Raw genomic sequence first — 26,132 nt, forward strand, 5'->3', positions numbered from 1 at the left:
TCACCCTTCACTTGGTGCCGCCGAAGCGGCGGTCACGCGACGCGTACTGGAGGCAGGCCTCCCACAGGTCGCGCCGATCGAAATCGGGGAAAAGCGTGTCCTGATAGACGAATTCGGCGTACGCCGACTGCCAGATGAGGAAGTTGGAGCTGCGGAACTCACCCGATGGACGCAGGAACAGATCCACGTCCGGCATGTCGGGTTCGTCGAGGTACTTCGCCACCGTCGCCTCGGTGACCTTCTCCGGATCGATCTCGCCCGCTGCCACCCGGCGCGCGATCTCCCTTGCGGCGTCGGCGATTTCGGCACGGCCGCCGTAGTTGACGCACATGGTCAGCGTCATCACCGTGTTGTCCTCGGTGAGCTCCTCGGCGATCTCCAATTCCTTGATCACGCTGCGCCACAAGCGCGGTCGCCGTCCGGCCCAGCGCACACGGACGCCCATCTCGTGCATCTCGTCACGACGACGGCGGATCACGTCGCGGTTGAAGCCCATGAGGAAGCGCACCTCCTCGGGGCTGCGCCGCCAGTTCTCGGTGGAGAACGCGTAGGCCGACAGCCACTTGACGCCGATCTCGATACAGCCCTCGACGGTGTCCATCAGCACCGCCTCCCCCCGCTCGTGCCCGGCGGTGCGCGGCAACCCGCGCTCCTGGGCCCAGCGCCCGTTGCCGTCCATGACCAGCGCGACATGGTTGGGCACCAGTTCCGGCGGCAACTGCGGCGGCCGAGCTCCCGACGGATGCGGCGCGGGCGGGCGGACGCCCGCGGGCTTGGGCTCGGTCGCGGCGGCGGAGTCTCGGCGGAGGATCACGGCATCCATCCTGCCTGATCGCCTCCGCAGCCCCTACCGCCACGTTGCTTCCTGACGAATTCCGCGGTTCCCACCGGCACGGGTGACTTATTCTTTTCCCTATCGTGATACTGGGGAGGGGTTTCTCGTACGTGACCGATTTACCAGGCACCGGGACCGCGGCAGGTTTCCGGGCCACACGTGAATTACTCGGCCTTCCGGTCCCTTGGTGCGCGCGGTTCTTCGCGGTCGCGGAGCGCACGGTCGAGCGCTGGGAGAAGGGGGCCTTCCAGATTCCCGACACCGTGGCTCGCGAACTCGCCGCCATCGCGGACGAGACCGAGCAGGTGATCGAGGCCATGGTCGACGCCATCGACGCCGGGGAGATCTCGCCCCGCCTGCACACCTACCGGACCAACGACGACTACTGCAAGCACGAACCGGACACCCGCTACCCGGCCACCTGGCATCGCGCGGTGTGCGCCCGCGTCATGATCGAGCTGCCCCAGGTAGAGCTTCAATTCGTGGAGTAAGCGGCTGCCGGGCCTCCGGTCGATCCGGGGCGGCCACAGACGAACTTCCTCCGGCCGTGTCCTTGGACCGCTCGACCAGCGGCAGCGTGCGCAACTGACGTTCCAGATGCCACTGCAAGTGCGCCGCGACCAGCCCGCTGGCCTGTCTGCGCACCGCGCCGGGGGTCGCCTCGACCTGCTCCCATTCCCCGCGCAACAGCGCCACCAGCAGGTCGAGCACGCCGGGGGCGGGCGTCGCCGCGCCCGGTGGACGGCAATGCACGCACACCGCGCCGCCTGCCGCGACATGGAAGGCTCGATGCGGACCAGGCGTCGCGCACTTGGCGCATTCGTCCAAGGCGGGCGCCCAGCCCGCGAAACCCATGGCGCGCAACAAGAATGCGTCCAGGATCAGTTCGTGCGGCCGCTGTTTGGCCGCGATGGCGCGCAGTGCGCTCGCGGTGAGCGCGTGCAGCCGGGGGGCGGGCGCGTGCTCCTCGCCTGCCAGGCGTTCGGCGGTCTCCAGCACGGCGCACGCGGTGGTGTAGCGCCCGTAGTCGTCGATGATGTCGGCGGCGAACGCCTCCATCGTGTGCACCTGGGTGACGGTGTCCAACGAGCGCCCCGGGTGCAGCTGCACATCGATGTAGGAGAACGGTTCCAACCGTGCCCCGAACCTCGATTTGGTGCGCCGCACCCCCTTGGCGACCGCGCGCACCAGGCCGTGCTGCCGCGTGAGCAGCGTGACGATGCGGTCCGCCTCACCCAGCTTGTGCTGGCGCACCACTACCGCCTCGTCCCGATACAAACGCACGTGGTGAGTCTAGTTGCCGCGTCTACGTCGCTGGGTGGTCGCGGCCCCTTGTGGCGAGCCGGCGCGGATGTATGCCGTGCAGGCGGCGATCAGCCGGTCGGGCGCAGGAGCCCGGAGATGAGGAGCAGCACTGATTGCTGGGTCTGGGCGCGTGCGAGGCCGGGGTCGTCGGCGTGCGCGACGATCAAAGCGGCCTCGCTGATCACGCTGACGATGAGCTGGGCCAGTACCGGGACGGGGGCGTCGGCGATCAATCCGGCGGCGCGGGCGCGCTCGAGTTGCGCGGTGATCAGGCCGAGGCCGTGAGCGGCTTCGAATTCGCGCCAAGCCTGCCAGCCGAGCACCGCGGGGGCGTCGGTGAGGGCGATCCGCAGCATCGCAGGTCGCTGGCAGATCTCCAGGAACAGACCAAGCCCTGCCGCCATGCCGGCCATCACGTCATCGGGATCGACCGCGGCGATGGCGTTCTCGATCTCCGCGGTGGTCTCGACCTCGATCTGCTCCAGCACCGCGAGGAACAGCCCACGTTTGTCGCCGTAGTGGTGGTGCAGCGCGCCCCGGGTGACCCCGGCCTCGGTGACCAGCTCTTCGGCCGAGATTCCCGCGAAACCGCGCTCGGTGAACAGGCGGCGTCCCGCCTGTTCGAGCGCGGCCCTGGTCGCGCGCGAGCGGTCTTCCTGGCTACGGCGTGGCATGCAGCCGAGTGAACTCCAGGATCGATTCCGCGAGCAACTCGGGCTGATCCTCCGGCAGGAAGGTGTAGGAGTCATCGATGAGCCGCAACGTCGCGTTCGGCAGGTCCCTGGCCAGGCGTTCGGCGAACGACACCGGGAACACCCGGTCCTCGCGCGCCCAAGCCAGCAGTACCGGAGTGTCGATGGCGGCGAAGTGGCGCGCGGCCTCCAGCGTGTACCGCCGGTGCACCGAGGTCACGAAACGCCGCAGATCTTTTCGGATCGCGGCAGAGTTACGGCTCGGCAGCAGGTAGGAGTCCATGATCTCGGGCGGGATGGGCCGCTTACTGATATAGCCGAAAGCCAACGGCAGCCGATGCAGCGCGCGGATACGCAGCGCCTCGGTGAAGAGGCGAATCGAGCCGGGGAGCTTCGCCAGCATCGGAAGCGCCGTGAACGGCTGTGGCAGAAAGCCCTCGTAGCTGTCCACCGCGGCGAGCACCACGCGGCCGATCCTGGACCGGTCGCGCGTAAGCAATATCTGGGTGATCGCGCCGCCGGTGTCGTTGGCGACCACGGTGACATCGGTGAGGTCGAGGCGTTCGAGGAACGCGGCGACGAGATCGGCGACCCCGCTCGGGGTGAGATCCGCATGCGGCAGGGGGATCGAGTGCGAGCCGAGCGGCCAGTCCGGCGCGAGGCAGCGGTACCCCGCCGCGGCGACCCCGGGCACCACTTTGCGCCACAGGTCCGCGTTGGCCAGCAGACCGTGCACGAAGACGACCGGAGCGCCCTCCCCGGTGTCGTGATAGCGAATGCGGCCGCCGGGCAGATCCACCTCGTGGGTGCGGCCGAGTGATGTGCTGGTTGCCATGAGTCCTCCGAGTCGTTGCGATTCCTCACCACTTTTACATACATACGGTATGTATGCCTCCTACCCAGGGTGGATTTCCCGGCACCGTTATGGACGCATGACCAGGTTGGCGTTACGGTTTTTCCGACCACGACGAGACGGAGCTCACATGACGGTGTCCGATCCGGCCCAGGCACCCGACACGCGGGAACTGGGGCTGACCGAACTGGCGGCCGCGATCGCAAGCGGTGCGATCACCTCGACCGCTGCGGTCGGCGGCGCGCTGGATCGGATCGACGCCGCACAGGGCACGCTCAACGCTTTCCGGATCGTGCGCCGCGAGCGAGCGCTGGCCGAGGCCGCCGACGCCGACCGACGGCTGGCCGCCGGGGAACGGCTGCCGCTGCTGGGCGTGCCCGTCGCGGTGAAGGACGACACCGATGTCGCGGGCGAGCCGACCGCGTTCGGATGCGGTGGCGACTTCGCGCCGAAAACCCGAGACGCCGAATCGGTCCGGCGCCTGCGAGCCGCGGGCGCGGTGATCGTCGGGAAAACCAATACCTGCGAACTCGGGCAGTGGCCGTTCACCAGCGCCGTATCGTTCGGACACACCCGCAATCCCTGGGACCGGACCAGGACGCCGGGCGGGTCCTCCGGCGGGGCTTCGGCGGCCGTCGCGGCCGGTCTGGTGCCCGCCGCCCTCGGTTCCGACGGCGCGGGCTCGGTCCGTATTCCGGCGGCGTGGACGAACCTGGTCGGCATCAAGCCACAGCGCGGGCGGATCTCGACCTGGCCGGAGGCCGAGGCGTTCTACGGTCTCACCGTGAACGGCCCGCTGGCGCGCACGGTCGCGGACGCGGCGCTGCTGCTGGACGCGGCGGCCGGCCCGCACCACGGAGACCTGCACACACCGGACCCGATCCACGCCTCCGATGCCGTCGGCCGTGACCCGGGCAAGCTACGAATCGCCCTGTCGCTCCGCATCCCGTTCACCGCCACCAGAACCGCGCTCGATCCCGGAGTCGAGCAGGCCGTGCGACGCACCGCCGATACGTTGCGCGCACTCGGCCACACGGTGACCGTTGCCGACCTGCACTACGGCCTCATGATCGGCGCGTCGTTCCTGCCGCGTTCGCTCGCGGGCATCCGGCGGGTGTACCACCGGATGCCCGGCCTCGAGGTCGATCCGCGCACCGCCGCCAACGCCAGGATCGGACGCGTGCTCGACGGACCCGCCCTCTACGCGGCACGACGACTGGAACCCTTGCTGCACAAGCGGATCGGCAATTTCTTCCGCGATTACGACGTCGTCCTCGCGCCCACCACCGCGACTGCGGCGCCACGCGTCGAGGAGATCGACGGCATCGGCGTCAACGCCACCAACAACCTCATCACCGCCGCCTGCCCGTACACCTGGCCGTGGAACGTTCTGGGCTGGCCGAGCGTGAACGTCCCCGCCGGGTTCACCGATTCCGGCCTCCCCGTAGGCGCGCAGCTGATGGGCACGGCGAACTCCGAACCCCTCCTGATCTCCTTGGCAGCCCAACTCGAATCCGAACTCCAGTGGTACCGCCACCGACCTGTCCCCTGGTGGTGACCTGAGTTCGAACCCAGTTCAGCCCTTACCATTCCGGGCCGAGCGGGTCAGCGCACGCACGGTGCCGAATCGTGCTCGGCTTCCACCGGCGCGATGTACCTTGTGAAAGCGCCGAGTCCCCCGCATGTGTCGGTTCGGCCGCCGCGGACCCCACGCGGGTTCTATGCGCCGATGCCGAATTCCCTCGGCCGACCTTGGAACTCGAGGAGGTGCCCGATGGCCGATCGTCACGTGTCAGATGTCCATGTCTTGGTCGTGCGCGACGAGGAACTACTGCTGCCCCAGCGCCGCAGGGCACGTTCCTGGGCCAGTAGCACCTGAGATGATGAAGCTGCAGCGATCAGGCCGAGGGCATCGTCTTGCTGATCAGATCCGAGTTGGTTGCACGGGCATATACCCAATTCGCTCAACACTTGAGCAGGCAGATCGCGAGGGTAGCGAGAGCTGATGCCGAACACGGCGTCCGGCCCTTCGCCCGTGAAGCCCAGAGTGCGGCCGAAGTACTTTCCCAGGCCGACAGAGGATTACGTCATGCTTTCGACACCGGCGACCCGTCGTTCCCGCGTCCGCTGTCGGAACCCGGCTCAGCGCCGCCGGATCGTTTCTATAACGGAGCACGCCTGTGGCAAGTCGATCAAGTGTTCCCCAGGGCTTTTCGCGGAGACGAAGCCGCAGCCGAGGAAGGCTATATCCGCACAGCGTCGCACAGCACCGCCGGAGACGTTGTCTACCTCACCGACGGCAGTGACATCGCCGGCGTGTACGGAACGATCACGAGCTGGACCGATGTCCGCGACGGCACGATGCGGTTCCACCCCGCGGGCATGGTGCTGGGTATCGACGCCAACCGTATCCGGGTGAATCCGATGGCAGAAGAGGGGCATTCGGCAGCCAACTTCATCGAAGGTGTCAGCGACCGCGTATACACCACCCCGGGCCGCGTAGACACATCCAAGATCGTCAGCGTGGAATTCCAAACCTACGACGACATCATCTCCAACCCCGACGTAACCCTGGTCGCCGACGGGTTCCCCGGCTTCGAGGGCATTCGGCAAGAGTCGCTACGCGACCCCGCGGTAGTCGCCGAGCGCCTCACCACCATCGCCGACGCCGTACGCAGAAACTACCCGGCGATCGACGTCACCGTGGGCGCCAACCGTCTCTCCAGCGACGAAGCCATCAGGACCTTCCTCGCGACATGACCAGAGCAACGGCAATCCCGGTCGCGCCGGTCATCGAAGTCCGTACGTGCGGGGTCGGACGAGCGACTCATCGGTACTTCGCCATTCATCACCCGCACCGCTCCAGCTGGTGGTTGTGCTCGAACAGCACGGTGGTCACGGCACCAGGTAAAGGCGTTCATTCGGCAAACGTGGCAATCCGGCCGGGTCGCCGGGGACCACGGTCACCGCGTCCGGGTAGTGGTGGGCACGCCAGTCCTGTATGAAGCGCGACGCCGCGGTCGCGCAAGCGGCGAACTCCAGACGGAGATCGTGGAATTGGATGGACAGGTGAACGTCGTCTTCTTCGGGGCGCGGCGACAACTGGGAGTCCATGGCGTCACCGCCTGCGCTGTGGTCGGCAAGCTCTGATCGACTCGATGACGGCCATGCCGGATGGGCGGAAGGCGTCGCGTGGTGGTATCACCCAGACGCGGAATCCCGCTTGCCGCGCGCCTGGCGAGGGCAATGCGATTTGTGCGCCGAAGCGCGACACCGAAACGTTGAGCCGGAACAATTCGGCGAACAGCCTGTTCTCGTCCGGCACGTCCGGCACGATCAGGAAGGTCCATCGTTTCGAGCGTGGATGCGAGACGATCGGTCCCAGTCGCACACCCGAATCGTGCATACGTCCCTTCACCGCAGCCCCGAGCTGATGCGGCATGGTGATCGCGCCGACGCTGCCCGCAGGCACGATGATGCTTCCGATTTCAGGTTGAATTCTGGCCGGTAGGCCGCAGGTCTCACGATAGAAGCGGCACCGCGTCGACGGCGTGTCGGCCTGCACCGGCACCAGCACCTGAGTGTCCTCCAACCCCATCCCCGCATCTCCCTGCTCGTGGTGTGATGAGCACCCGGCGCCGAGGAGCACGCGCCACCGATCGGCCGCTCACAGCTGATCGGTGTGCCGTTGGCGGGCAACGGCATCGACCCGGCACCGGGTGCTGGAAAAGCGTGCCCGCAACGAACCAGTGCATAACAGTGCAGAACCGACGTGACAGAGGTTAAGTGCGGGTAGTTTGCTGCTCGGGGTCAGTCGTATAGAGGGGAGCGACCGTATGGTGGATATCGAGTGGACACCCGTAGAGATTCGCGCGCTCCGTGAAGCAATGCGGCGCAGCCCACTCGAGTTCTCGCGCATGGTCGGCGTAACGAAGCGGACTCTCAATCTCTGGGAGACCGGACGAACAACAAACCTGCACGAGTCGAGCAAGCGTCTGCTGTACCGCGTTCTGGAGGATGCCGCCGATGATGCGAAGGAACGGTTCTGGACCTTTCTCACCAGAAGTTGTGGCGGGCCATCCCCGCAGCCGCACAAAGGCGATCTACTTGTCGCGACCGCCGACGAATCGGCGTCCCTGCTGGCATGGGCTGAGGCGAGTAACGTGGGGCCGCTGACGATCGAAGATTTGCGCCAAAATCTACGGTGGGTGACTCGCGAGTACCTCAGATCGCCGACGCTGCCGCTTTTTCGGCGTGTGGTCGAGACGCGGGACCAGGCGGTCAAGCTGCTGCAGGGGCGACAACGGCCGCAGCACAGCGTCGAACTGTACGGGATTGCCGGATGGTCCATGACGATCCTCGGCTGGATTACGACCGATCTCGGACGCGGGGATATCGCAGAGCGGCACCTCCGCACCGCATGGGCTCTCGCCGACAACGCCGACGACAATGAATTGCGCGCCTGGATTCGCGCCGCTCAACGCACTGTGGCTGAGAGGCGCGGGGAGTACGACGCTGCGGCCGCGGCCGCAGCAGACGGTCTCGGCTACGCCGGTACCGGCTCGGCAGCGCTCCTGCTTGCCAGCGCCCAGGCGATCGACCTCGCTCGCTCGGGCAGAGGGAAGGAGTCCGCCTCGGCGATGCACTTGGCTCTCGACATCGCGGCTCGGTTGACCGATGAACCAGGACATGACCAGTTCGCAGGGCCGTTCTCGTGCTCACTGGAACGCGCGGCTGGGTACTGGGCTGACATCGCCCTGGTCAACGGTGACCCGCTGCGGTCGATCGAATACACCTCCACAGCCATCGAGCGATTCCGGAGCACCGCCCCAGCGCTGCGGAATGTCGGCTCCGAACGTATGGTCCGCTGCCAGCAGATCAAGGGCTATATCGCGCTCGGTGACCTGGACGTCGCTGCCACCGATCTGGCTGATATCGCGGCCACCACACCGGTAGAACACCGGGTTCAACCATTGATCCAGCGAGTAGACGAAATCGCCCAACTGGCATTTGAAGCCGGTGGGGGCGCTGGTGGAGTGGCCCAGATCGACGAGATCGCAACCGAATTTCGTCAGCTCGCTGATTGGGGAACCTTACCGACGCTGGCGGCCGATCCGGACGGAGAATGACTTCATGGCCGAGGATTACACATGGGATCACTGGTGGTGGCGTCCGGGCTGGAAGGCGGGCAAGTCGTTCTACACCTGGCACGTCACCTTCGACAATGATTCCCCAGCCGGACAACTCGTCGATGCCTTCGAGCCGACTCTTTCACAGATCCCTACGATGCAGCCCGTTGCCCGCGAGGGACTGCACATCACAATCCAGGGCATCGGATTCACCGACCAAGTGACAGCAGCAGACATACAGCGGATCAGCCAGACAGCCGCAACCTACCTGTCCCGACGTGAACCGTTCGAGGCCCTGATCGGACCTCCCTCCGTGGATAACGAGACCATTGGCATGCCGATCGCGAACCCGGAGTGCTTCCGAGCAATCCGCGAAGATCTGCAACGCGCCATCGCTGATGTCTGGGGCCCCGACCAAGTGCCCGAGCGCGGCGACCGCTTCCGGCCCCATCTGTCGCTCGCCTACTCCACCGGCGTGGCATCAATGCCTGATCTGCGCGACCTGCTCGCGCGAGATGAGCTGCGCGATATACAGATCGCGCAGGCAGTGACAGCGGTATCGCTCATCGCGCTGAACCGGGACAACCATCGATACGAATGGCGCGATATCACCAGGTTTCCGCTGGGTATACGGTGATTCGGACGCAGGCCATGTCACAGCGCTGCGCCGAAATCTCCGTGACCTGACAACCGGCAAGCGATACCGATCGGCAGCTGTAGGTGTTCTTACGGCGGCTACCCGGGACAGCGGACGGCACTTGCAGAGATCGCCGAGACGAGCCATGCAGCCGGTCAGGGGAGCTGGCGAGTGCCGGGATGGCCGCCGCGAAATCGCGTCACGGTCATGGTTCCTGCCACGTTGTGGCGACCTTGTCGACGGTGACTCTCACGGTGATCCACTGCGGGTTCGGCCCGGCGAACCCAGGGTAGGGTCCGCCGGTGTACTTGTGCGAAAGCTCAGCGATCAGCACACCGTCCGGATCGTCTTCGAGTGACGCGGTGCCCTGCACCTGAACGCTGTCGTACGGACTGGCGGCATCGAAGATCACGACAGCCGCCCTGGGATCCCGGCTCAAGTTGACTACCTTGCGGCGACTCTTCGGCAGCGCGAATACGATGTCGTCTCCGTCGCGCTTGACCCACATCACGGTCGAATGCGGCTTACCGTCCGGTTCGAGCGTGGACAATACAGCGAAGTTCTTGCCGTCGAACAGCGTTCGTACCTTGTCCGTCAACTGCGCCATCAGTCTTCCTTCGGTTCATGTTCCTCTGGTCCGGTGCGCACACTCGGCGGCCCGGTACGAGTTATGACGATGCGGGCGCGGAGAACTCATCGTCGCGCCGGCAATAACCGACCGGGATGGACAATTCGACATGACAAGTCTCGAAGACCACACGCAGTACGTGATCGTTCGAGCACTCCCAGCAGAGATCTGACAGCTTCAGGTCATTACGGATGCGCTCAGAAACCCAGTTTGCCCAGCTGCTTAGGGTCGCGCTGCCAGTCCTTGGCCACCTTCACGTGCAGATTCAGGTAGATCCGGGTGCCGAGGATGTGTTCGATCTGCTTGCGGGCGTTGGTGCCGACTTCCTTCAGCCGGGAACCGCCCTTACCGATGACGATGGCCTTCTGGCTGGGCCGCTCGACGTAGAGCAGGGCGTGCACGTCGAGCATGTCCTCGCGGTCCTCGTAGGGCAGGACCTCCTCGATGACGACGGCGAGCGAATGCGGCAGCTCGTCGCGGACGCCCTCGAGCGCGGCCTCGCGGATGAGCTCGGCCATGAGCGTTTCCTCCGGCTCATCGGTGAGTTCGCCGTCGGGGTAGAAGGCCGGACCCTCGGGCATCTTCGAGGCGATGACGTCCACGAGGACATCCACCTGCTCGCCCTTGACCGCCGAAACCGGCACCACGTCGGACTCCGGACCGAGCAGCTGGGAGACGGCGACCAGTTGCTGGGCGACTTGGTCGCGGCTCACCTTGTCGATCTTGGTGACCACACCGAGCAGCGTCGTCTTCGGCGCCATCTGCTTGATCTGCTGCACGATCCACCGGTCGCCCGGACCGATCTTCTCGTCCGCCGGGATGCACAGCGCGATCACGTCGACTTCCGAATACGTATCGCGCACAAGGTCGTTGAGGCGCTGACCGAGCAGGGTGCGCGGGCGGTGCAAGCCGGGGGTGTCGACCAGGATCAACTGCGCGTGCTCGCGGTGCACGATACCGCGAATCGTGTGCCTGGTGGTCTGCGGGCGCGAGGAGGTGATCGCGATCTTCGCGCCCACCAGAGCGTTGGTCAACGTCGATTTTCCGGTGTTCGGACGACCGACGAAACAGACGAAGCCGGAACGGAATTCGTCGTTCTGCCGCGTGTCAGCCACCGCGCACCTCGCCGGACTCGGCGCTGACCGCGTCGGCCGCGTCCGCGGAGTCGTCGACGACCTCGAACACCGCGCCGTCGCGATCGGTGAAGATGATCCGCGCCTCGGCCGAAACCTCGCGCACCGCGGCCACGCCGAAGTCGGACAACCGCCCGCCGACCACCACGGCCGCCTCGAATCCCTCCGCTCCGCTGGACAACGCGGCGGCGACGGCGGCTTGCAGCGCCGTCAGGCGCAACGCGGTCAGCGTGACCTCGCCGGCGGCGTAGGTACGGCCGTCGGTGTCACGGATCGCCGCTCCGCTCGCCCCGCCGGTGCGGCCGAGCGCGCCGCGGGCCAGCACGACCAGCTTGTTGTCCTCCGCGTCCAGTTCGGTCATTCGGTGTCTCCGTCCTCGTCGCGATCGGCCGGGATCTCCCGCTCCGATCCGTTGGCCTTACGCTTGCCATTGGGATTGTCGCCGTTGGTCTTCCCGGCGGGGACCTTCTCGCGCGCTTTGCGCACAACTACCGTGTTCACCCGCACCCGGCCCCGCGCGTCCGCGCCGCCCTCACCGCGCAGCACGAGCCCGTGCGCCTCGATCTTCGACCCCGGCAGCGGCACCCGGCCCAGCTCGTGCGCGAGCAGGCCGCCGACGGTGTCGACGTCCTCCTCATCGATCTCCAGCCCGTACAGCTCCCCGAGATCCTCCACCGGCAGCCGGGCCGACACACGGTAGCGGCCGTCGCCGAGATCCTCGATGGGCGGGGTCTCGTCGGTGTCGTACTCGTCGGCGATCTCACCGACGATTTCCTCCAGCACGTCCTCGATGGTCACCAGACCCGCGATGCCGCCGTACTCGTCCACCAGCAACGCCATGTGGTTACGCCTGCGCTGCATCTCGTCGAGCAGGCTGTCCAGCGGTTTGGAGTCGGGCATGAACACCGCGGGCCGCATCACCTCGCGCACCCGCACCTTGCGGCTGCGATCGGCGTACGGCACAAGGTCTTTCAGATAGACCACGCCGAGGATGTCGTCGACGTTCTCGCCGATCACCGGGACGCGCGAATGCCCGGAACGCACGGCCAGCGACATCGCCTGAGCCGCGGTCTTGTCCGCTTCGATCCAGACCATCTCCGTGCGCGGCACCATCACCGCCCGCGCCGGTGTGTCGCCGAGCTCGAAGACCGACTGGATCATGCGTCGTTCGTCGTCGGCCACCACGCCGCGTTCACTGGCCATCTCGACCACCTCACGCAGCTCGATCTCGGAGGCGAAGGGGCCGTTGCGGAAACCCTTACCCGGAGTGATGGCGTTACCGAGGAGAATCAGCAGCCTGCTCAGCGGACCGAGCAGCGCGCCGATGAACTGCAACGGCAACGCCGCGGCCAGCGCGATGGAGTAGGCGTGCTGACGACCCAGCGTGCGTGGGCCGACACCGATCACGACATAGGACACCAGCACCATCACCAGCGCGGTGACCAGCAACGCCCAGTTCTTCGCCCAGACCGTCATCAGGCCCGCCGCCAGCAGCACCGTGGCGCCGATCTCGCACAGAATACGCAGCAGCACCATCAGATTCACATACCGCGCCCGGTCGGCGACGATCCGGCTCAGCCGTACCGCACCGGACCGCTCGGCGCGCACCAAGTCCTCGACGCGAGCCGGTGAGATCGTGTTCAGGGCGGAATCGACACCGGCGAACACCCCACCCACCGAGATGAGCAGGACCGCGAGCAGAACGAGGGTCAGGGAATTCACGCGGGACCCAGGGAGTCACCCGGTGTGGTGAAGCCCGCCTTGCCCAGCAACCGCGCGTCCCGTTCGGCGAGCTCTGCCCGCCGCCGCGCCTCGCGCAGACTCTCGTACCACTCCTCGAGCAGCCGGGCCTGCAGCGCGAACATCTCCTTCTCCTCCTCCGGCTCGGCATGGTCGTAGCCGAGCAGGTGGAGCACGCCGTGCACGGTGAGCAAGGCGAGTTCCTGATCGAGGGAATGACCCGCCTTGCGCGCCTGCCCGGCGGCGAACTCCGGGCACAACACGATGTCGCCGAGCATGGACGGGCCGGGTTCGGGGCTGTCGGGCCGCCCGCCCGGTTCGAGCTCGTCCATCGGGAAGGACATGACGTCGGTCGGGCCGGGCAGGTCCATCCAGCGCATGTGCAGGTCGGCCATGGTGTCGAGATCCACGAGCACCATCGACAGCTCCGCGGCCGGGTGCACGTCCATCCGGGCGATCACGAACCGCGCGACGCTGACCAGCTCTTCTTCGGGCACGTCGATACCCGACTCGTTGGCGATCTCGATGCTCACCCGAATAGCCTACGATCCCGGCGATCGTGTCGCCGGAGCGGAGCCTCGTCCGGCGAGACGAGTTAGCGCCGGTCCGCCCGGCTCGCCGCGCGGCGCTGGGCCCGGTTGCCGCCGTAATGCGAAGCGACCGGCGGGCGCGTCTCGGCTTCGAAGCGGTCGTAGGCGTCCACGATGTCCGAGACCAGCCGGTGGCGGACCACGTCGCTGCTGGTCAGCTCCGCGAAGTGGATGTCTTCGATTTCGGTGAGGATCTCGCTGGCGGCACGCAGACCCGAGCGGGCGCCGCTGGGCAGATCGACCTGGGTCACGTCGCCGGTCACCACGATCTTCGATCCGAACCCGAGGCGGGTGAGGAACATCTTCATCTGCTCGGCGGTGGTGTTCTGCGCCTCGTCGAGAATGATGAACGAGTCGTTCAAGGTGCGACCGCGCATGTAGGCCAGCGGCGCGACCTCGATGACTCCGGCCGCCATCAGCTTGGGAATGGCCTCCGGATCCATCATGTCGTGCAGGGCGTCGTAGAGCGGGCGCAGGTACGGATCGATCTTCTCGTTCAGCGTGCCGGGCAGAAAGCCCAGACGCTCCCCCGCCTCGACCGCGGGACGGGTGAGGATGATCCGGTTGACCTGCTTGGATTGCAGCGCCTGGACCGCCTTGGCCATCGCCAGGTAGGTCTTGCCGGTACCGGCGGGGCCGATGCCGAACACGATCGTGTTGGCATCGATCGCGTCGACGTAGCGCTTCTGGTTCAGCGTCTTGGGCCGGATGGTCTTGCCCCGCCGGGACAGGATGTCCAGGCTGAGCACCTCCGCGGGAGACTCACTGGAGCCCTCGGTGAGCATCGATACCGTATGCCGCACCGCCTCCGGAGTCACCACGCGGTTGCGGCCGGTGAGCGCGACGAGCTGCTCGATGACCCGCTCGGCGAGCGCGACATCGGCCGCCTTGCCGGTGAGGGTCACGGAATTGCCACGGACGTGGATGTCCGCGTCGAGCAGCGTCTCCAGTTCACGAAGGTTCTGGTCGGCCGAACCGAGGAAGGGGAACACGGATTCGGGAGCGAGTTCGATACTCGAGCGCACGGTGCGCGCTGCGGGACCCGAACCGATGTCGCCGGCGCCGATGCCCGCCGCTGGGGTGGCCGGGTCGCCGATCTCGCCTTGTGTTCTCAAAAGTGGCTATAGCCTGCTTTCCGGTCTCGACTGCTGCTGTATGGAGAGAAGTTTAACGCGCCCCACCGACAGCGCCCAGTGAATAAGGCCTCCGGCGGGGCCGGACCCTCATGGAATTCCCCCACGTCGCCCTGCCCAATCCTCCGTGAAGTCACGGAAGTGCCGCACGGCGTCCGGTGGCGTCACCGCGGCGGCCCACACCAACCCGACGGCGCGCGCGGCGCCCGCGTCCGCCAGCGGCACCGTCACCGGGCCGGACAGCGGCCCAGCGGACAGCGGGTCCTCGCCCGGCAGGATCGCCACGCCCAGTCCCGCCGACACCAGCCCGGCCACCGTGACGAGGTCGCTCGACTCGAACGCGATCCGCGGCCGGATATCCGCGGCCGCGCACAGTTCCTCGAAGATGCGCCGCATCCCGAATCCGTGGTGCATCGTGACGAACTCCGCGTCGGCCACCTCGGCGAGCCGGACCTGCCGCCGTCCGGCCAACCGATGCTCCGGCGGCACCGCCAGCACCAGCGGCTGCCGCAGCACGGTACGCCAGCCGACGCCCGCGACGGCAGGGCGGGGCGAGACGATGCCCAGATCCGCTTCGCCCGCGAGCACCCGCTCGGTCACCGCTTCGGCCGCCCCCTGCCACAGTGTCACCGTGATCCGGCCGGAGATCCGCCGGAAGCCGCTGACCAGCTGCGGCACCAGTGATCCGCCGAAGGAGTGCTGGAAGGACAGCCGCACGACTCCCCCTGCCGGATTGGCCCGATCGGCGAGAGCCTGTTTCGCCGCGTCCAGCTCGGATTGCGCACGACGGGCATGCTCGTAGTAGATCCGCCCGAACTCGTTGAGGACGATCCGTTTTCCGCGCCGGTCGAACAGTTCGACACCGACCCGGCGCTCCAACCGGGCCAGCATGCGCGACAGGGTGGGCTGGGCGAGGTGCAACCGATCGGCTGCGGCACCCACCCGCTCCAGCTCGGCGAGTGTCGTGAACCACTCCAGATCCTCGCCGAGCATCGCCCTACCTCCCTATATGTCTCACAAGCATCGAATTGCTTCCTATTATTCATTTCCTTTCCGAAAAACCGCTGATGATGCTGGACGAAAGGAGGAGCCATGACCACCGAGCGCAGCGCAGCGGCAACGGACGTCGCCCACGAACGCAGGATCACCACCGCGCTGTTCGCGGCCGGTCTCACGACTTTCGCCTCCATGTACAGCGCCCAGGCTCTGCTGCCGAGCCTCTCGGCCGCGTTCGGCGCGACGCCTGCGCGGGCGGCGCTGGCGGTGTCGCTCACCACCGGCTTCCTCGCGCTGGCGATCATCCCCGTGAGCGCCCTCTCGTCCCGGATCGGCCGGACCGAAGTGATGACCGGCTCCGCGGTCGCGGCGGCGGCGATCGGATTGCTGCTACCGCTGAGCCCGTCGCTGGAGTTGCTGCTCACCGGACGAGCGCTGCAAGGCATCGCGCTGGCGGGCGTGCCCGCCGTGGCGATGGCCTATCTGGCGGAGGAGATCGGCGGGGACGGGCTGGGCGCCGCGATGGGCGTCTACGTGGCAGGCACCACGATCGGTGGGCTGGCCGGGCGATTGATTCCGGCGTTCACCTTGGACCTGGCGTCCTGGCGGTGGGCGCAGGCAGTGGCCGCGATCGCCGCCGCCGGCTGCACGGTGTGGTTCCTCCGGTGGCTGCCGCCGTCTCGCGGCTTCGTGCCGCGGCCCGCCGGAATGCGCACGGTGCTCGGCGATCTCGGGAGCCAGTTGCGTCATCGCGGGTTGCTCGCGCTGTTCGGGCTGGCGTTCGTCCTGATGGGTGGATTCGTCTCGGTGTACAACTATCTCGGCTACCGGCTGACGGCCGCGCCGTTCGGGTTGCCGGAAGCACTGGTGGGGCTGGTGTTCGTGCTGTATCTGGCCGGCACCGCGGCGTCGGCGGCGGCCGGCCGGCTGACCGACCGGATCGGCAGGCAGTGGGTGCTCACCGTGTCGCTGTGCATGATGACGATCGGGCTCGTGGTGACGATTCCCGACCACCTCGGCACCGCGCTCCTCGGCGTATTGCTCTACACCGCGGGATTCTTCGGTGCGCACACTGCGGCAAGCGCATGGGTGGGCGCGATGGCGCAAGGCAATCGGGGCGCGGCCTCGTCGCTGTATCTGTTCGCCTACTACCTCGGCAGCGCGGTCGTCGGCGGTGCGGCAGGCATCGTCTACGCCCGCGCGGGGTGGCTCGGCCTGACCTGCGGCATCGGTGCGCTGATGGTCATCGCGGCACTGTTGCTGTGGGTATCGCACCGATCGCAGCGCCGCGCGCGCAGACCATGCACACGAATCCCGCGCGGGAATCGTCGCCGGTCGAGGCTTGACCGCTGAGCCGAGATGTCCCGGGACACCGCAGCCGAACTATCTGGCCGTGCGCGTATTCGCGGGCCGCTGCCGAGTCGGTTGCCCAGGTGAAGGCTGTGATCGTTCTCCGCGACTCGGATACCGAGTTCACCAACGCGGGGTCAGGGCGCCTAGAGCGCCCAGCGCGACCGCTGCCGCGGTGGAGGTACGCAGCACCGTCGGGCCGAGCAGAGTCACGTCCGCGCCCGCCTCGGCCAGGGCGGTGAGTTCGGTGTCGTCCAGCCCGCCTTCCGGGCCCACCACGAGGACGATTCCGGTCGCGTCGGCGAAGGGCAGTTCGGTGAAGCGGGCCGTGCCGGACTCGTGCAGCGCCGCGATGATCGCGCCGTCGGCCTTCGCCGTGCGGACCACCTCCAGCAGGTCCTTGGTGCGGTGCAGGTCGGCGACCTCGGGGATGTAGGCCCGGCGGGACTGACGGGCGGCCGAGCGGGCGGCGGCCCGCCATTTGCCGACGCCTTTGGCGGCTTTGCCCTCCCAGTTCGCGACACAGCGCGCGGCCTGCCACGGGATGACGGCGTCGGCGCCCGCCTCCGTCATCAGCTCGACCGCCAGCTCCGAACGGTCGGACTTCGGCAGCGCCTGCGCGACGGTCACCGGCGGCGCCTGCGGGGCCGCCAGCACCCGGTCGCGCACCGCGAGCTCGAGCCGGTCACGGTACGCGGCGACGACTTCCGATTCGGCGAGCACACCGCGCCCGTCGGAGAGGGTGATCGGCTCGCCGACCCGGATGCGGCGCACCGTGGCGGCGTGCCTGCCTTCCGGGCCGTCGAGCACCGCGACCGCGCCCGGCTGGGGCACCTCGTCGAGGTAGAAGACCGTCGCGGCCACCTAGCGTCCGCTGAACGAGGCCCGCAGCCGCGCGAACAGGCCGCTGTTGTGCTCGGACTGCGCCGACATCACCTCGGCGCGCTCGCGGTCACGCATTCCCTTGTATTTGCGCAGGAGTTCGGTCTGCTTGCTGTCCAGCTTGGCCGGGATCACGATGTCCAGGTGCGCGAGCAGATCGCCGCGCGCGCCGGAGCGCAGCCGCGGCATGCCGTGACCGCGCAGCACCGAGATCTCGCCGGGCTGGGTGCCCGCCGGAATGGTCAACTCGGTCGGACCGTCCAGGATGGTGTCGATCACCACGGTGGTGCCCAGCGCCGCGTCGACCATCGGCACCCGGATGGTGCAGTGCAGATCGTCACCGTCGCGGACGAAGACGTCGTGCGGTTGCTCCACGATCTCCACGTACAGGTCACCCGCGTGACCGCCACCCGGGCCGACCTCGCCTTGCGCGGCCAGCCGCACCCGCATGCCGTTCGCGACGCCGGCGGGAATCGGCGCGGCGATCTCGCGGCGCGCCCGCACCCGGCCGTCGCCGCCGCACTTGTGGCACGGGTCCGGGATGGTCTCGCCCGCGCCCCGGCACGTGGGGCACGGGCGCGAAGTCAGCACCTGGCCGAGGAAGGATCGTTGCACGGACTGGACTTCGCCCGCGCCGCCGCAGGTCTCACAGCGCACCGGCTTGGAGTTGCCGTTGGTACCCGAGCCCTGGCAGATGTCGCACAGGATCGCGGTGTCCACGGTGAGGTGCTTGGTCACGCCGACCGCGCACTCGGCCAGGCTGAGCCGGGTGCGGATCAGCGAATCGGCGCCCGGCTGGACCCGGCCACGCGGCTTGCGCGCGCCGGTCGTCCCGCTCATGCCGCCGAAGAACGCCTCGAACACGTCGCCGAGCCCGCCGAAGCCCGCGCCGTTGAAGCCGGCCCCGCCCGCGCCGGATTCCATCGGGTCGCCGCCCATGTCGACGACGCGCCGCTTCTCCGGATCCGACAGCACCTCGTAGGCGGTCGACACTTCCTTGAACTTGGCCTGCGCCGCCTCGTCGGGGTTGACGTCGGGGTGGAGCTCACGCGCCAGCTTGCGGTATGCCCGCTTGATCTCCTGATCGGTCGCGTTCTTCGCGACGCCGAGCAGTCCGTAGTAGTCCCGTGCCACTTGAGTTCTCTAGTCCTTGGTCGTTCTCGACAGTGCCGCCGGTGCCCGCGCCGGATTCGAAACGCGCCGACAACAGCATTAGTCTTGTGCACTCAACTTTATCCGCCCGAAGGGTCGAGCGTAGCAGTGGCATCGCCGACCGGTGTTCAGGTCAGCGCTCGGCGAGGACCTCGCCGATGTATCGGGCGACGGCCGCGACCGACGCGATCGTGCCGGGATAGTCCATCCGCGTCGGGCCCAGCACACCCATACCGCCGAGCACCGCTCCCGCCGCGCCGTAGCCGGTCGACACAACAGACGTCCCGCGCATCTGCTCGACCTGCGTCTCCTCGCCGATGCGGACCGTGACCGTCCCCGGCTGCTGGGCCGCCGCGAGCAGCTTGAGCACGATCACCTGCTCCTCCAGCGCCTCCAGAACCGCCCGCAAGGAGCCGGGGAAGCCGAAGTCGGCGGCGTTGCGGGTGAGGTTGGCGGTGCCGCCGAGCACCAATCGTTCCTCGGGATGTTCCACCAGCGTCTCCACCAGTACCGTGGACACCCGCACCAGCACGTCGCGCAGCCGCACCGGCGCGCGCTCGGGCAGCTCCGCGACCGCCGCCGAGGCCGAGGCCAGGCGTTTGCCGTCCATGGCGCCGCCGAGCATGCCGCGCAGCGCGGCCAGATCCTCGTCGTCGATCACGGCGCCGAGGTCGACCAGTCGCTGATCGACGCGGCCGGTGTCGGTGATCACCACCAGCAGCAGGCGCGCGGGATTGAGCGCGACCACCTCGATGTGACGCACCGTGGACGCCGAGACCGTGGGGTACTGCACGACGGCGACCTGCCTGGTCAGCTGGGCCAGCAAGCGGACGCCCCTGCGCAGCACGTCGTCGAGGTCGACGCCCGACTCCAGGAACTCCATGATCGCCCTGCGCTCCGCCGCCGACAGCGGCTTCACCTCCGAGATCCGGTCCACGAACTGCCTATAGCCTTTGTCCGTCGGGATCCGGCCGGAACTCGTGTGCGGCTGTGTGATGTAGCCCTCGGCCTCGAGCACCGCCATGTCGTTGCGCACCGTCGCGCTGGAAACACCCAGATTGTGCCGCTCGACCAGCGTCTTCGACCCGATCGGCTCCTTGGTCGCGACATAGTCCGCGACGATCGCGCGCAGGACCTCGAAGCGCCGATCCTCGGTGCTCGACATCGGCCCCACCTCCTCGCTGACTCTCCGGTCTCGCCGTAGCCGGCGCAGACGGCCCACCTCATCGCCCACCTCATCGCAGGCGAATCCCGGGTGGTCTGTCGATCCAGTCTAATTGTCGGCAGCCGGATCGCCGCTCGGCAACGCACCGCTCGGCGCGACGGTCAGCGGCTCCGACCACCGCGAGCCACGGCGCCGGGTCGGGGGACCAGCGACGCGTGTCCGACATCCCGCTTTCCCGGCTCAGCGCCTCCGTCCTGCGCGACCTGGTCGATAACGAACGCGGCGCGGAACATATCGCCAAGGCGGACAACATGATTCGGCAGCTCTACAAGATCTGCCCGGAGCAGAGTACCGCCTCGAGCAGCGGATCATCAGTCAGCGGCTGAAGCAGGTGCGCCGCGCTGACCCAGGCCGGAACCGAAGCGCCGCACGATCATCATGATCGCGCGGCGCTGTGGTATTCAGGATCCGTCGACATCGGGGATCCGTCGCATTCCGTCCGGCGCTTTCGCACCGCGTACGGAGCTCTGGCTCCCGAAATGACACAGAACTGCGGCGGTCGTGGACCAGCCGTAGCGGTCAGCCGCAGTCGCCGACTTTCGCCTGCTTGCCCGCCAGGGCGTCGAGACCGAGCATCGCCAGCAGCGACTCGCAGTCAGCGGCGTTCTGCGCGTAGCTGGCCACGGTGCGGGCGGCGACGGCGCATTGGCGCGCATTCTCCGCTCTCTCCGCTGCCCGCGCCACCGCGAACTCGCCCGGCTCATGGATAAGAGTGATGTGTCGTGCCGACGCCATTTGTCTCCTTGGGGTTGGTCGCAGACTACGCGGCCGGTGGGCAACGCGGTACCGGAATGGAATGCGCGGTTCGCCGGACCACCGAACGGTGGTGCGGAATCGGGCTCGTCCGACAGGAAGCGCAAACGCTCGCGATCCATTGGGCCAGTTGCTTTTCGCGAGGCCGGTGTGCATACCGCCTCGAGTGGCGCGCATCAGTCGAGCAATTCGCGGACGACACCGTCGGCGAGGAGGCGGCCGCGATCGGTGAGGACGAGCCGGTCGTCGTCGGTGCGCAGGGCGAGGCCGTCGGCGACCACCCGGCCCACCGCGGCGATGGCGGAGGACGCCAGATCCGCCAGGGGCAGGCCGGTGCGCAACCGCACGGCGAGCATGACTCGTTCGGTGTACCGCTCGTCGTCGCTGAGCGCTTCCCATCCGGCCGCGGGCAGACCGCCCTGGCCGACTCGGTCCGCGTATCGCGCGGGGTGTTTGACGTTCCACCACCGCACTCCCCCGACATGGCTGTGCGCGCCGGGACCGGCGCCCAGCCAGTCGCCGCCGTCCCAGTAGCCGAGATTGTGCCGGCAGACCGCCGCCGCGCCTGCGGCCCAGTTCGAGACCTCGTACCAGTCGAGCCCGGCCGCGCGGAGCCGGGCGTCGATCCGTTCGTAGCGCGCGGCGAGCACGTCGTCGTCGGGCGCGGGCAGTTCGCCGCGGCGCACGCGCCGGGCCAGCGCGGTGCCGTCCTCCACGATCAGCGAATAGGCCGAGACGTGGTCGACACCGGCGTCGAGCACCGCGTCCAGGCTGGCGTCGAGATCGGCGTCGCGCTCGCCCGGCGTCCCGTAGATCAGATCCAGATTGACGTGCTCGAAGCCGGCGGCACGCGCTTCCCGCGCCGCGGCCACCGCCCGGCCGGGGGTGTGTGTGCGGTCGAGCACCCTCAGCACGTGTTCCGCGGCGGACTGCATGCCCAGCGACACCCGCGTGAACCCGGCCTCCCGGATGCGCCGGAAGAACTCCGGCGAGGTGGATTCCGGATTGGATTCCGTGGTGATCTCGGCGTCGGCGGCGAGGCGGAACTCGCCGCGCACCGCGTCCAGCACCGCGGCCAGACCGTCGCCGCCCAGCAGCGAGGGCGTTCCCCCGCCGACGAACACGGTGGACACCTCCGGTGTCGCGGTGGGCAGCGCCGCGAACTCCCGCGCCGCGGTCGCCAGCTCGCCGCGCAACGCCGTCGACCACGACTGCGGCGAGGCCGAGCTGCCGAGCTCACCCGCGGTGTAGGTGTTGAAGTCGCAGTAACCGCACCGCGTCGCGCAGAACGGCACGTGCACGTAGATCCCGAACGGCCCGTGGCCGAAGTCACGCACCACCGGTGCGGACGTATCGGTGCTCGCGGACGCGGCGGAAGAACTCACCTGTCCAGTGTGAACGCCACGGTGTTCACGCCGACGTCCGGGACTCCGCCGGGCGTCGGCGAGTCTCCGGTTGCGACCGATGCGCTCACCGAGCACCCGACCCTCGTATCCGTGGGATCACCCCGGTGATCGGCCCGCAGCGCAGACCAGGCGCACCGTGACCAGTCGCCGACATCGCCGGCCACGAGAAGCGCGCGGCGATCGAACCGCCGCGCCTTCTCCTCGGCGAGCGCGGCGCACCGTCGGCTTACCCTTCGCGCGGCTAGCGACCGGGTCAGTCCGTCACGATGGGAGTGTTCTGGTTGGCGGTGAGCACCCAGCGGCCGTCCTCCTTGGACATCACATACATCGGGGTGCCTTCCCTGTCCAGGTCGCCCGCGGGGGTGAAGTAGCGCTGGCGCACCTTGACCGCCGCGACGTCGGGGCGGATGAACAAGACGTGCTCGACTTCGTAGGTCGCCTTGCCGTGCGCACCGGACCCGGGCAGCACCGCGGCGGTGAACTCGGCGATGGCGGCGCGCCCGAAGAGGCGCTTGCCGTGCCCGGTGGTCCAGATCGCGTCCTCGCGGAACAGAGCCGCGAATTCCTCGACCGACTCGGTGCGCTGAACGTGTTCCACGGTGGCGACCACCGCGCGGATGGCTTCGATCTCGGCGGCGGCGTCGACAGTTGGTGTACTCATGGTGGCGAGCTTGCTACCTCGAGCTGACTCGAGGTCAAGCGGCGTGCGCCGTCTCACTGACGACCCGGCGGACGTATCACGCGCCCGGTTCGGCGCGCGAACTATGACAGCCGTCACAAACCGGGTCGAGCGTCCAGGGAATTTCCCGCCAAAATGCGGGGAATACCGGATGCGGGGTCGGAAGGCCGGCGCTGACGTGGCACAATGGGCCGCATGCGCGCTTTGGGAGTACGACTTGTGGCACGTCGCCACGTCGATTACAAGCGCGTCTGTAGCGCCTGCTGTCTGTCCGGTTCCCTCCGGTAGTTCAGCGCGCCCGATCCCCGGCCTCCGGCGATCCCGACTCCATCGGCCCGCTGACACCGCAGGTGTGAGTCAGCCCCTCACGCCCTCAGCAGGATGTACCACCCACCCCGCAGGAGCGACCCCATGACGTCGAGCACCGACGCCGGTCCGACCGATCAGCCCACGCCCGGATCCGAGCCCGGCCCCCGCGCGCGCCCCGAACGCCCGGCTTCCGAACGCCGGGTCCGCCCGGACCGCCCGCGTCCCGAGGCGACTTCCACGGGACCGCGCGCCCGCACCGGCAAGCCGGTGCGCCGCAAGGCCGAGGGCCAGTGGGCGCTGGGCTACCGCGAACCGCTGAACCCGAACGAACAGTCCAAGAAGGACGACAACCCGCTCAACGTCCGCGCCCGGATCGAGAACATTTACGCCAAGACCGGATTCGACGGCATCGACAAGGGCGATCTGCGCGGCCGGTTCCGCTGGTGGGGTCTGTACACCCAGCGCGAGCAGGGCTACGACGGCAGCTGGACCGGTGACGAGAACATCGACGTGCTCGAGGCCAAGTACTTCATGATGCGCGTGCGCTGCGACGGGGGTGCGCTGAATGTCGCGCAACTGCGCACGCTCGGGCAGATCTCCACCGAGTTCGCCCGGGACACCGCGGATCTGTCCGACCGGGAGAACGTGCAGTACCACTGGATCGAGGTGGAGAACGTCCCCGAGATCTGGAAGCGGATCGAAGCGGTCGGCCTGAAGACCACCGAGGCGTGCGGCGACTGCCCGCGCGTGGTGCTCGGTTCCCCGCTCGCGGGCGAGTCGCTGGACGAGGTCATCGACCCGACGCCCGCGATCGAGGAGATCGTGCGCCGCTACATCGGCAAGAAGGAGTACTCCAACCTGCCGCGCAAGTTCAAGACCGCGATCTCCGGCCAGCAGGACGTGGTGCATGAGATCAACGATGTGGCGTTCGTCGGCGTGGTGCATCCCGAACACGGCCCCGGTCTGGATCTGTGGGTCGGCGGCGGCCTGTCCACCAACCCGATGCTCGCCAAGCGGGTCGGCGCATGGGTGCCGCTGGAGGAGGTGCCCGACGTCTGGGAAGCCGTCGTGTCGCTGTTCCGTGACTACGGCTACCGCCGCCTGCGCACGAAGGCGCGCTTGAAGTTCCTGATCAAGGACTGGGGCATCGAGAAGTTCCGCCAGGTGCTGGAAGACGAGTACCTGAAGCGCAAGCTGATCGACGGCCCCGCGCCGCAGCAGCCGACCAAGCCGATCGACCACGTCGGCGTGCAGCGGCTGCGTAACGGGCTCAACGCCGTCGGCTTCTCCCCCATCGCGGGCCGGGTGTCGGGCACCGTCCTGACCAAGGTCGCCGACGCGGTCGAGCGGATCGGCTCCGATCGCGTCCGATTCACCCCGTACCAGAAACTGATCGTTCTCGATGTTCCCGACGACCAGGTCGACGCGCTGATCGAGGAGCTGGAACCCCTCGGCCTGCAGGCGCGGCCCTCGCTGTGGCGGCGCAACCTGATGGCCTGCACGGGAATCGAGTTCTGCAAGCTCTCCTTCGCCGAGACCCGCAAGCGGTCCCAGGCGCTGGTGCCGGAGCTGGAGGAGCGGCTTGCGGATCTGAACGCGCAGCTGGACGTTCCCATCACGATCAACATCAACGGCTGCCCGAACTCCTGCGCTCGCTCGCAGATCGCCGACATCGGGTTCAAGGGCCAGCTGGTCGACGACGGCGCCGGGAATCAGGTGGAGGGCTTCCAGGTTCACCTCGGTGGCAGCCTCGGCTTCGACAGCGCTTTCGGGCGCAAGCTGCGTCAGCACAAGGTGACCACCCAGGAACTCGGCGACTACGTCGAGCGGGTGGTGCGCAACTTCGTCAAACACCGTGCGGATGGCGAACGGTTCGCCCAGTGGGCGGTCCGCGCCGACGAGGCCGACCTCAGATAAGTGTCGACGGGAGATCAACTGTGACCACCGAACTCGTGGAGAAGCTGTCCGAGGACGAGCTCCGTGCCATCGCCGAGCGCGGGGCCGCCGAACTGGACGGCGCGTCGGCGACCGAACTCTTGCAGTGGACCGAGGACACCTTCGGCACGAACTACATCGTGGCCTCCAACATGCAGGACGGCGTGCTGGTGCACCTGGCCGCGGGAATCCGCGCCGGCGTTGACGTGCTGTTCCTGGACACCGGCTACCACTTCGCCGAGACCATCGGCACCCGCGACGCGGTGGAGGCCGTGTACGGAGTGAACGTGGTCGACGTTCGGCCGGAACATACGGTGGCCGAACAGGATCAGCTGCTGGGCAAGGATCTGTTCGCCCGCGAGCCGAACGAGTGCTGCCGGTTGCGCAAGGTCGTCCCGCTGCAGAAGTCGCTGGCCGGATACAACGCCTGGGTCACCGGCATCCGCCGGGTGGAGGCCCCGACCCGGGCGAACGCACCGCTGATCTCGTTCGACGAGGGTTTCGGACTGGTGAAGATCAACCCGATCGCGCCGTGGTCGGACGAGCAGATGCAGGACTACATCGAAAAGCACGGCATCCTCGTCAATCCCCTGGTGGAGGAGGGGTACCCGTCCATCGGCTGCGCTCCGTGCACCCGGAAGCCGGAGCCGGGAGCCGATCCACGCAGCGGCCGTTGGGCCGGTCTCGCCAAGACCGAGTGCGGGTTGCACACAGCATGACCGAGTCAGGGCCCGGAGGAGGCAGCCTGCGTAACCACGCAGGGCCCCCTC

At 67.9% G+C, this 26,132-nt stretch carries 27 protein-coding genes and 1 pseudogene; 9 read left to right on the forward strand and 19 right to left on the reverse strand.

What is annotated here, in order from left to right; all coding sequences use genetic code 11:
- Positions 1 to 7: 7 nt before the first annotated feature.
- Entirely contained in the window at positions 8 to 823 is an 816-nt protein-coding gene (locus K8O92_00565) for an isoprenyl transferase (protein UAK32575.1), read from the reverse strand.
- A 122-nt stretch (positions 824 to 945) separates the two neighbouring features.
- On the opposite strand from K8O92_00565, the gene K8O92_00570 reads away from it, so the two are divergent.
- Entirely contained in the window at positions 946 to 1,326 is a 381-nt protein-coding gene (locus K8O92_00570; GenBank protein UAK32576.1) for a YdiL family protein, read from the forward strand.
- A 64-nt stretch (positions 1,327 to 1,390) separates the two neighbouring features.
- Here K8O92_00570 and recO read toward each other — a convergent pair.
- The 3 genes and pseudogenes from recO to K8O92_00585 all read right to left on the reverse strand — a co-directional run bounded on the left by recO (position 1,391) and on the right by K8O92_00585 (position 3,667).
- Positions 1,391 to 2,119, reverse strand: a pseudogene (recO, locus tag K8O92_00575) (DNA repair protein RecO).
- Between the two features lie 89 nt (positions 2,120 to 2,208).
- Positions 2,209 to 2,814 carry a TetR/AcrR family transcriptional regulator gene (locus tag K8O92_00580; GenBank protein ID UAK32577.1) on the reverse strand — a complete coding sequence of 202 codons (606 nt, stop codon included), beginning with the start codon at positions 2,812 to 2,814 and terminating at the stop codon, positions 2,209 to 2,211.
- Positions 2,801 to 3,667: an alpha/beta hydrolase gene (locus K8O92_00585; GenBank protein UAK32578.1), complete on the reverse strand. Its 867-nt coding sequence runs from the start codon at positions 3,665 to 3,667 to the stop codon at positions 2,801 to 2,803. Before K8O92_00585 ends, K8O92_00580 begins: the two co-directional genes overlap by 14 nt.
- Positions 3,668 to 3,815: 148 nt before the next feature.
- On the opposite strand from K8O92_00585, the gene K8O92_00590 reads away from it, so the two are divergent.
- On the forward strand, positions 3,816 to 5,243 hold the full coding sequence (locus K8O92_00590) for an amidase (protein UAK32579.1): 1,428 nt from the start codon (positions 3,816 to 3,818) through the stop codon (positions 5,241 to 5,243).
- A gap of 413 nt (positions 5,244 to 5,656) precedes the next feature.
- Positions 5,657 to 6,445: a hypothetical protein gene (locus K8O92_00595; protein ID UAK32580.1), complete on the forward strand. Its 789-nt coding sequence runs from the start codon at positions 5,657 to 5,659 to the stop codon at positions 6,443 to 6,445.
- Positions 6,446 to 6,580: 135 nt separating this feature from the next.
- Here the strand turns inward: K8O92_00595 and K8O92_00600 are convergent, their stop codons facing one another.
- Together K8O92_00600 and K8O92_00605 are read right to left on the reverse strand one after the other, a co-directional pair.
- Positions 6,581 to 6,799: a hypothetical protein gene (locus tag K8O92_00600; protein ID UAK32581.1), complete on the reverse strand. Its 219-nt coding sequence runs from the start codon at positions 6,797 to 6,799 to the stop codon at positions 6,581 to 6,583.
- 4 nt (positions 6,800 to 6,803) lie between these two features.
- Positions 6,804 to 7,283, reverse strand: a complete 480-nt coding sequence (locus K8O92_00605; protein ID UAK32582.1) for a DNA-directed RNA polymerase subunit beta — start codon at positions 7,281 to 7,283, stop codon at positions 6,804 to 6,806.
- Positions 7,284 to 7,521: 238 nt separating this feature from the next.
- Between K8O92_00605 and K8O92_00610 the strand changes: the two genes are divergently transcribed.
- Positions 7,522 to 8,814: a hypothetical protein gene (locus tag K8O92_00610; protein ID UAK32583.1), complete on the forward strand. Its 1,293-nt coding sequence runs from the start codon at positions 7,522 to 7,524 to the stop codon at positions 8,812 to 8,814.
- A 4-nt stretch (positions 8,815 to 8,818) separates the two neighbouring features.
- On the forward strand, positions 8,819 to 9,451 hold the full coding sequence (locus tag K8O92_00615; GenBank protein ID UAK32584.1) for a 2'-5' RNA ligase family protein: 633 nt from the start codon (positions 8,819 to 8,821) through the stop codon (positions 9,449 to 9,451).
- A 205-nt stretch (positions 9,452 to 9,656) separates the two neighbouring features.
- Here the strand turns inward: K8O92_00615 and K8O92_00620 are convergent, their stop codons facing one another.
- From K8O92_00620 to K8O92_00650, 7 genes are all read right to left on the reverse strand, one after another.
- Complete coding sequence (locus K8O92_00620; GenBank protein ID UAK32585.1) at positions 9,657 to 10,058, reverse strand: PPOX class F420-dependent oxidoreductase; 402 nt, start codon at positions 10,056 to 10,058, stop codon at positions 9,657 to 9,659.
- A gap of 218 nt (positions 10,059 to 10,276) precedes the next feature.
- Complete coding sequence (era, locus tag K8O92_00625) at positions 10,277 to 11,194, reverse strand: GTPase Era (protein ID UAK32586.1); 918 nt, start codon at positions 11,192 to 11,194, stop codon at positions 10,277 to 10,279.
- The gene (locus tag K8O92_00630) at positions 11,187 to 11,573 is read right to left on the reverse strand and encodes a cytidine deaminase (GenBank protein UAK32587.1); all 387 of its coding nucleotides are present in this window, start codon (positions 11,571 to 11,573) and stop codon (positions 11,187 to 11,189) included. The genes era and K8O92_00630 overlap by 8 nt, the downstream gene beginning before the upstream one ends.
- Positions 11,570 to 12,934: a hemolysin family protein gene (locus tag K8O92_00635; GenBank protein UAK32588.1), complete on the reverse strand. Its 1,365-nt coding sequence runs from the start codon at positions 12,932 to 12,934 to the stop codon at positions 11,570 to 11,572. The genes K8O92_00630 and K8O92_00635 overlap by 4 nt, the downstream gene beginning before the upstream one ends.
- Positions 12,931 to 13,485, reverse strand: a complete 555-nt coding sequence (gene ybeY, locus K8O92_00640; protein ID UAK32589.1) for an rRNA maturation RNase YbeY — start codon at positions 13,483 to 13,485, stop codon at positions 12,931 to 12,933. The genes K8O92_00635 and ybeY overlap by 4 nt, the downstream gene beginning before the upstream one ends.
- Before the next feature lie 62 nt (positions 13,486 to 13,547).
- Complete coding sequence (locus K8O92_00645) at positions 13,548 to 14,609, reverse strand: PhoH family protein (protein ID UAK35352.1); 1,062 nt, start codon at positions 14,607 to 14,609, stop codon at positions 13,548 to 13,550.
- 156 nt (positions 14,610 to 14,765) lie between these two features.
- Positions 14,766 to 15,668 carry a LysR family transcriptional regulator gene (locus K8O92_00650; GenBank protein ID UAK32590.1) on the reverse strand — a complete coding sequence of 301 codons (903 nt, stop codon included), beginning with the start codon at positions 15,666 to 15,668 and terminating at the stop codon, positions 14,766 to 14,768.
- 99 nt (positions 15,669 to 15,767) lie between these two features.
- On the opposite strand from K8O92_00650, the gene K8O92_00655 reads away from it, so the two are divergent.
- The gene (locus K8O92_00655; GenBank protein ID UAK32591.1) at positions 15,768 to 17,024 is read left to right on the forward strand and encodes an MFS transporter; all 1,257 of its coding nucleotides are present in this window, start codon (positions 15,768 to 15,770) and stop codon (positions 17,022 to 17,024) included.
- Between the two features lie 120 nt (positions 17,025 to 17,144).
- On the opposite strand, the gene K8O92_00660 is transcribed toward K8O92_00655, so the two are convergent.
- The 3 genes from K8O92_00660 to hrcA all read right to left on the reverse strand — a co-directional run bounded on the left by K8O92_00660 (position 17,145) and on the right by hrcA (position 20,220).
- Complete coding sequence (locus K8O92_00660; protein ID UAK32592.1) at positions 17,145 to 17,885, reverse strand: 16S rRNA (uracil(1498)-N(3))-methyltransferase; 741 nt, start codon at positions 17,883 to 17,885, stop codon at positions 17,145 to 17,147.
- Positions 17,886 to 19,037 (reverse strand): molecular chaperone DnaJ, encoded by a 1,152-nt coding sequence (gene dnaJ, locus K8O92_00665; GenBank protein ID UAK32593.1) that lies wholly within the window; start codon positions 19,035 to 19,037, stop codon positions 17,886 to 17,888.
- Positions 19,038 to 19,188: 151 nt separating this feature from the next.
- The gene (gene hrcA, locus K8O92_00670; protein ID UAK32594.1) at positions 19,189 to 20,220 is read right to left on the reverse strand and encodes a heat-inducible transcriptional repressor HrcA; all 1,032 of its coding nucleotides are present in this window, start codon (positions 20,218 to 20,220) and stop codon (positions 19,189 to 19,191) included.
- 215 nt (positions 20,221 to 20,435) lie between these two features.
- On the opposite strand from hrcA, the gene K8O92_00675 reads away from it, so the two are divergent.
- Positions 20,436 to 20,606: a hypothetical protein gene (locus K8O92_00675; GenBank protein UAK32595.1), complete on the forward strand. Its 171-nt coding sequence runs from the start codon at positions 20,436 to 20,438 to the stop codon at positions 20,604 to 20,606.
- A 193-nt stretch (positions 20,607 to 20,799) separates the two neighbouring features.
- On the opposite strand, the gene K8O92_00680 is transcribed toward K8O92_00675, so the two are convergent.
- From K8O92_00680 to K8O92_00690, 3 genes are all read right to left on the reverse strand, one after another.
- Positions 20,800 to 21,015 carry a hypothetical protein gene (locus K8O92_00680; GenBank protein ID UAK32596.1) on the reverse strand — a complete coding sequence of 72 codons (216 nt, stop codon included), beginning with the start codon at positions 21,013 to 21,015 and terminating at the stop codon, positions 20,800 to 20,802.
- Between the two features lie 194 nt (positions 21,016 to 21,209).
- On the reverse strand, positions 21,210 to 22,418 hold the full coding sequence (hemW, locus tag K8O92_00685) for a radical SAM family heme chaperone HemW (GenBank protein ID UAK32597.1): 1,209 nt from the start codon (positions 22,416 to 22,418) through the stop codon (positions 21,210 to 21,212).
- Positions 22,419 to 22,692: 274 nt separating this feature from the next.
- Complete coding sequence (locus tag K8O92_00690; GenBank protein UAK32598.1) at positions 22,693 to 23,100, reverse strand: SgcJ/EcaC family oxidoreductase; 408 nt, start codon at positions 23,098 to 23,100, stop codon at positions 22,693 to 22,695.
- 594 nt (positions 23,101 to 23,694) lie between these two features.
- Between K8O92_00690 and K8O92_00695 the strand changes: the two genes are divergently transcribed.
- On the forward strand, positions 23,695 to 25,344 hold the full coding sequence (locus tag K8O92_00695; protein ID UAK35353.1) for a nitrite/sulfite reductase: 1,650 nt from the start codon (positions 23,695 to 23,697) through the stop codon (positions 25,342 to 25,344).
- Positions 25,345 to 25,364: 20 nt separating this feature from the next.
- Complete coding sequence (locus K8O92_00700) at positions 25,365 to 26,081, forward strand: phosphoadenylyl-sulfate reductase (protein UAK32599.1); 717 nt, start codon at positions 25,365 to 25,367, stop codon at positions 26,079 to 26,081.
- Positions 26,082 to 26,132 lie beyond the last annotated feature (51 nt).

The sequence above is a fragment of the Nocardia asteroides genome, from assembly GCA_019930625.1.
Classification (GTDB): Bacteria; Actinomycetota; Actinomycetes; order Mycobacteriales; family Mycobacteriaceae; genus Nocardia; species Nocardia sputi.

What these genes read in the sequence shown, in the direction of transcription:
- K8O92_00580 (UAK32577.1), bottom strand. Translation starts at nt 2,814, where the DNA reads ATGCCACGCCGTAGCCAGGAAGACCGCTCGCGCGCGACCAGGGCCGCG.
- K8O92_00680 (UAK32596.1), bottom strand. Translation starts at nt 21,015, where the DNA reads ATGGCGTCGGCACGACACATCACTCTTATCCATGAGCCGGGCGAGTTC.
- K8O92_00585 (UAK32578.1), bottom strand. Translation starts at nt 3,667, where the DNA reads ATGGCAACCAGCACATCACTCGGCCGCACCCACGAGGTGGATCTGCCC.
- K8O92_00655 (UAK32591.1), top strand. Translation starts at nt 15,768, where the DNA reads ATGACCACCGAGCGCAGCGCAGCGGCAACGGACGTCGCCCACGAACGC.
- K8O92_00615 (UAK32584.1), top strand. Translation starts at nt 8,819, where the DNA reads ATGGCCGAGGATTACACATGGGATCACTGGTGGTGGCGTCCGGGCTGG.
- K8O92_00620 (UAK32585.1), bottom strand. Translation starts at nt 10,058, where the DNA reads ATGGCGCAGTTGACGGACAAGGTACGAACGCTGTTCGACGGCAAGAAC.
- K8O92_00610 (UAK32583.1), top strand. Translation starts at nt 7,522, where the DNA reads ATGGTGGATATCGAGTGGACACCCGTAGAGATTCGCGCGCTCCGTGAA.
- K8O92_00590 (UAK32579.1), top strand. Translation starts at nt 3,816, where the DNA reads ATGACGGTGTCCGATCCGGCCCAGGCACCCGACACGCGGGAACTGGGG.
- K8O92_00600 (UAK32581.1), bottom strand. Translation starts at nt 6,799, where the DNA reads ATGGACTCCCAGTTGTCGCCGCGCCCCGAAGAAGACGACGTTCACCTG.
- K8O92_00630 (UAK32587.1), bottom strand. Translation starts at nt 11,573, where the DNA reads ATGACCGAACTGGACGCGGAGGACAACAAGCTGGTCGTGCTGGCCCGC.
- K8O92_00605 (UAK32582.1), bottom strand. Translation starts at nt 7,283, where the DNA reads ATGGGGTTGGAGGACACTCAGGTGCTGGTGCCGGTGCAGGCCGACACG.
- hrcA (UAK32594.1), bottom strand. Translation starts at nt 20,220, where the DNA reads ATGTCGAGCACCGAGGATCGGCGCTTCGAGGTCCTGCGCGCGATCGTC.
- K8O92_00565 (UAK32575.1), bottom strand. Translation starts at nt 823, where the DNA reads ATGGATGCCGTGATCCTCCGCCGAGACTCCGCCGCCGCGACCGAGCCC.
- K8O92_00690 (UAK32598.1), bottom strand. Translation starts at nt 23,100, where the DNA reads ATGAGTACACCAACTGTCGACGCCGCCGCCGAGATCGAAGCCATCCGC.
- K8O92_00650 (UAK32590.1), bottom strand. Translation starts at nt 15,668, where the DNA reads ATGCTCGGCGAGGATCTGGAGTGGTTCACGACACTCGCCGAGCTGGAG.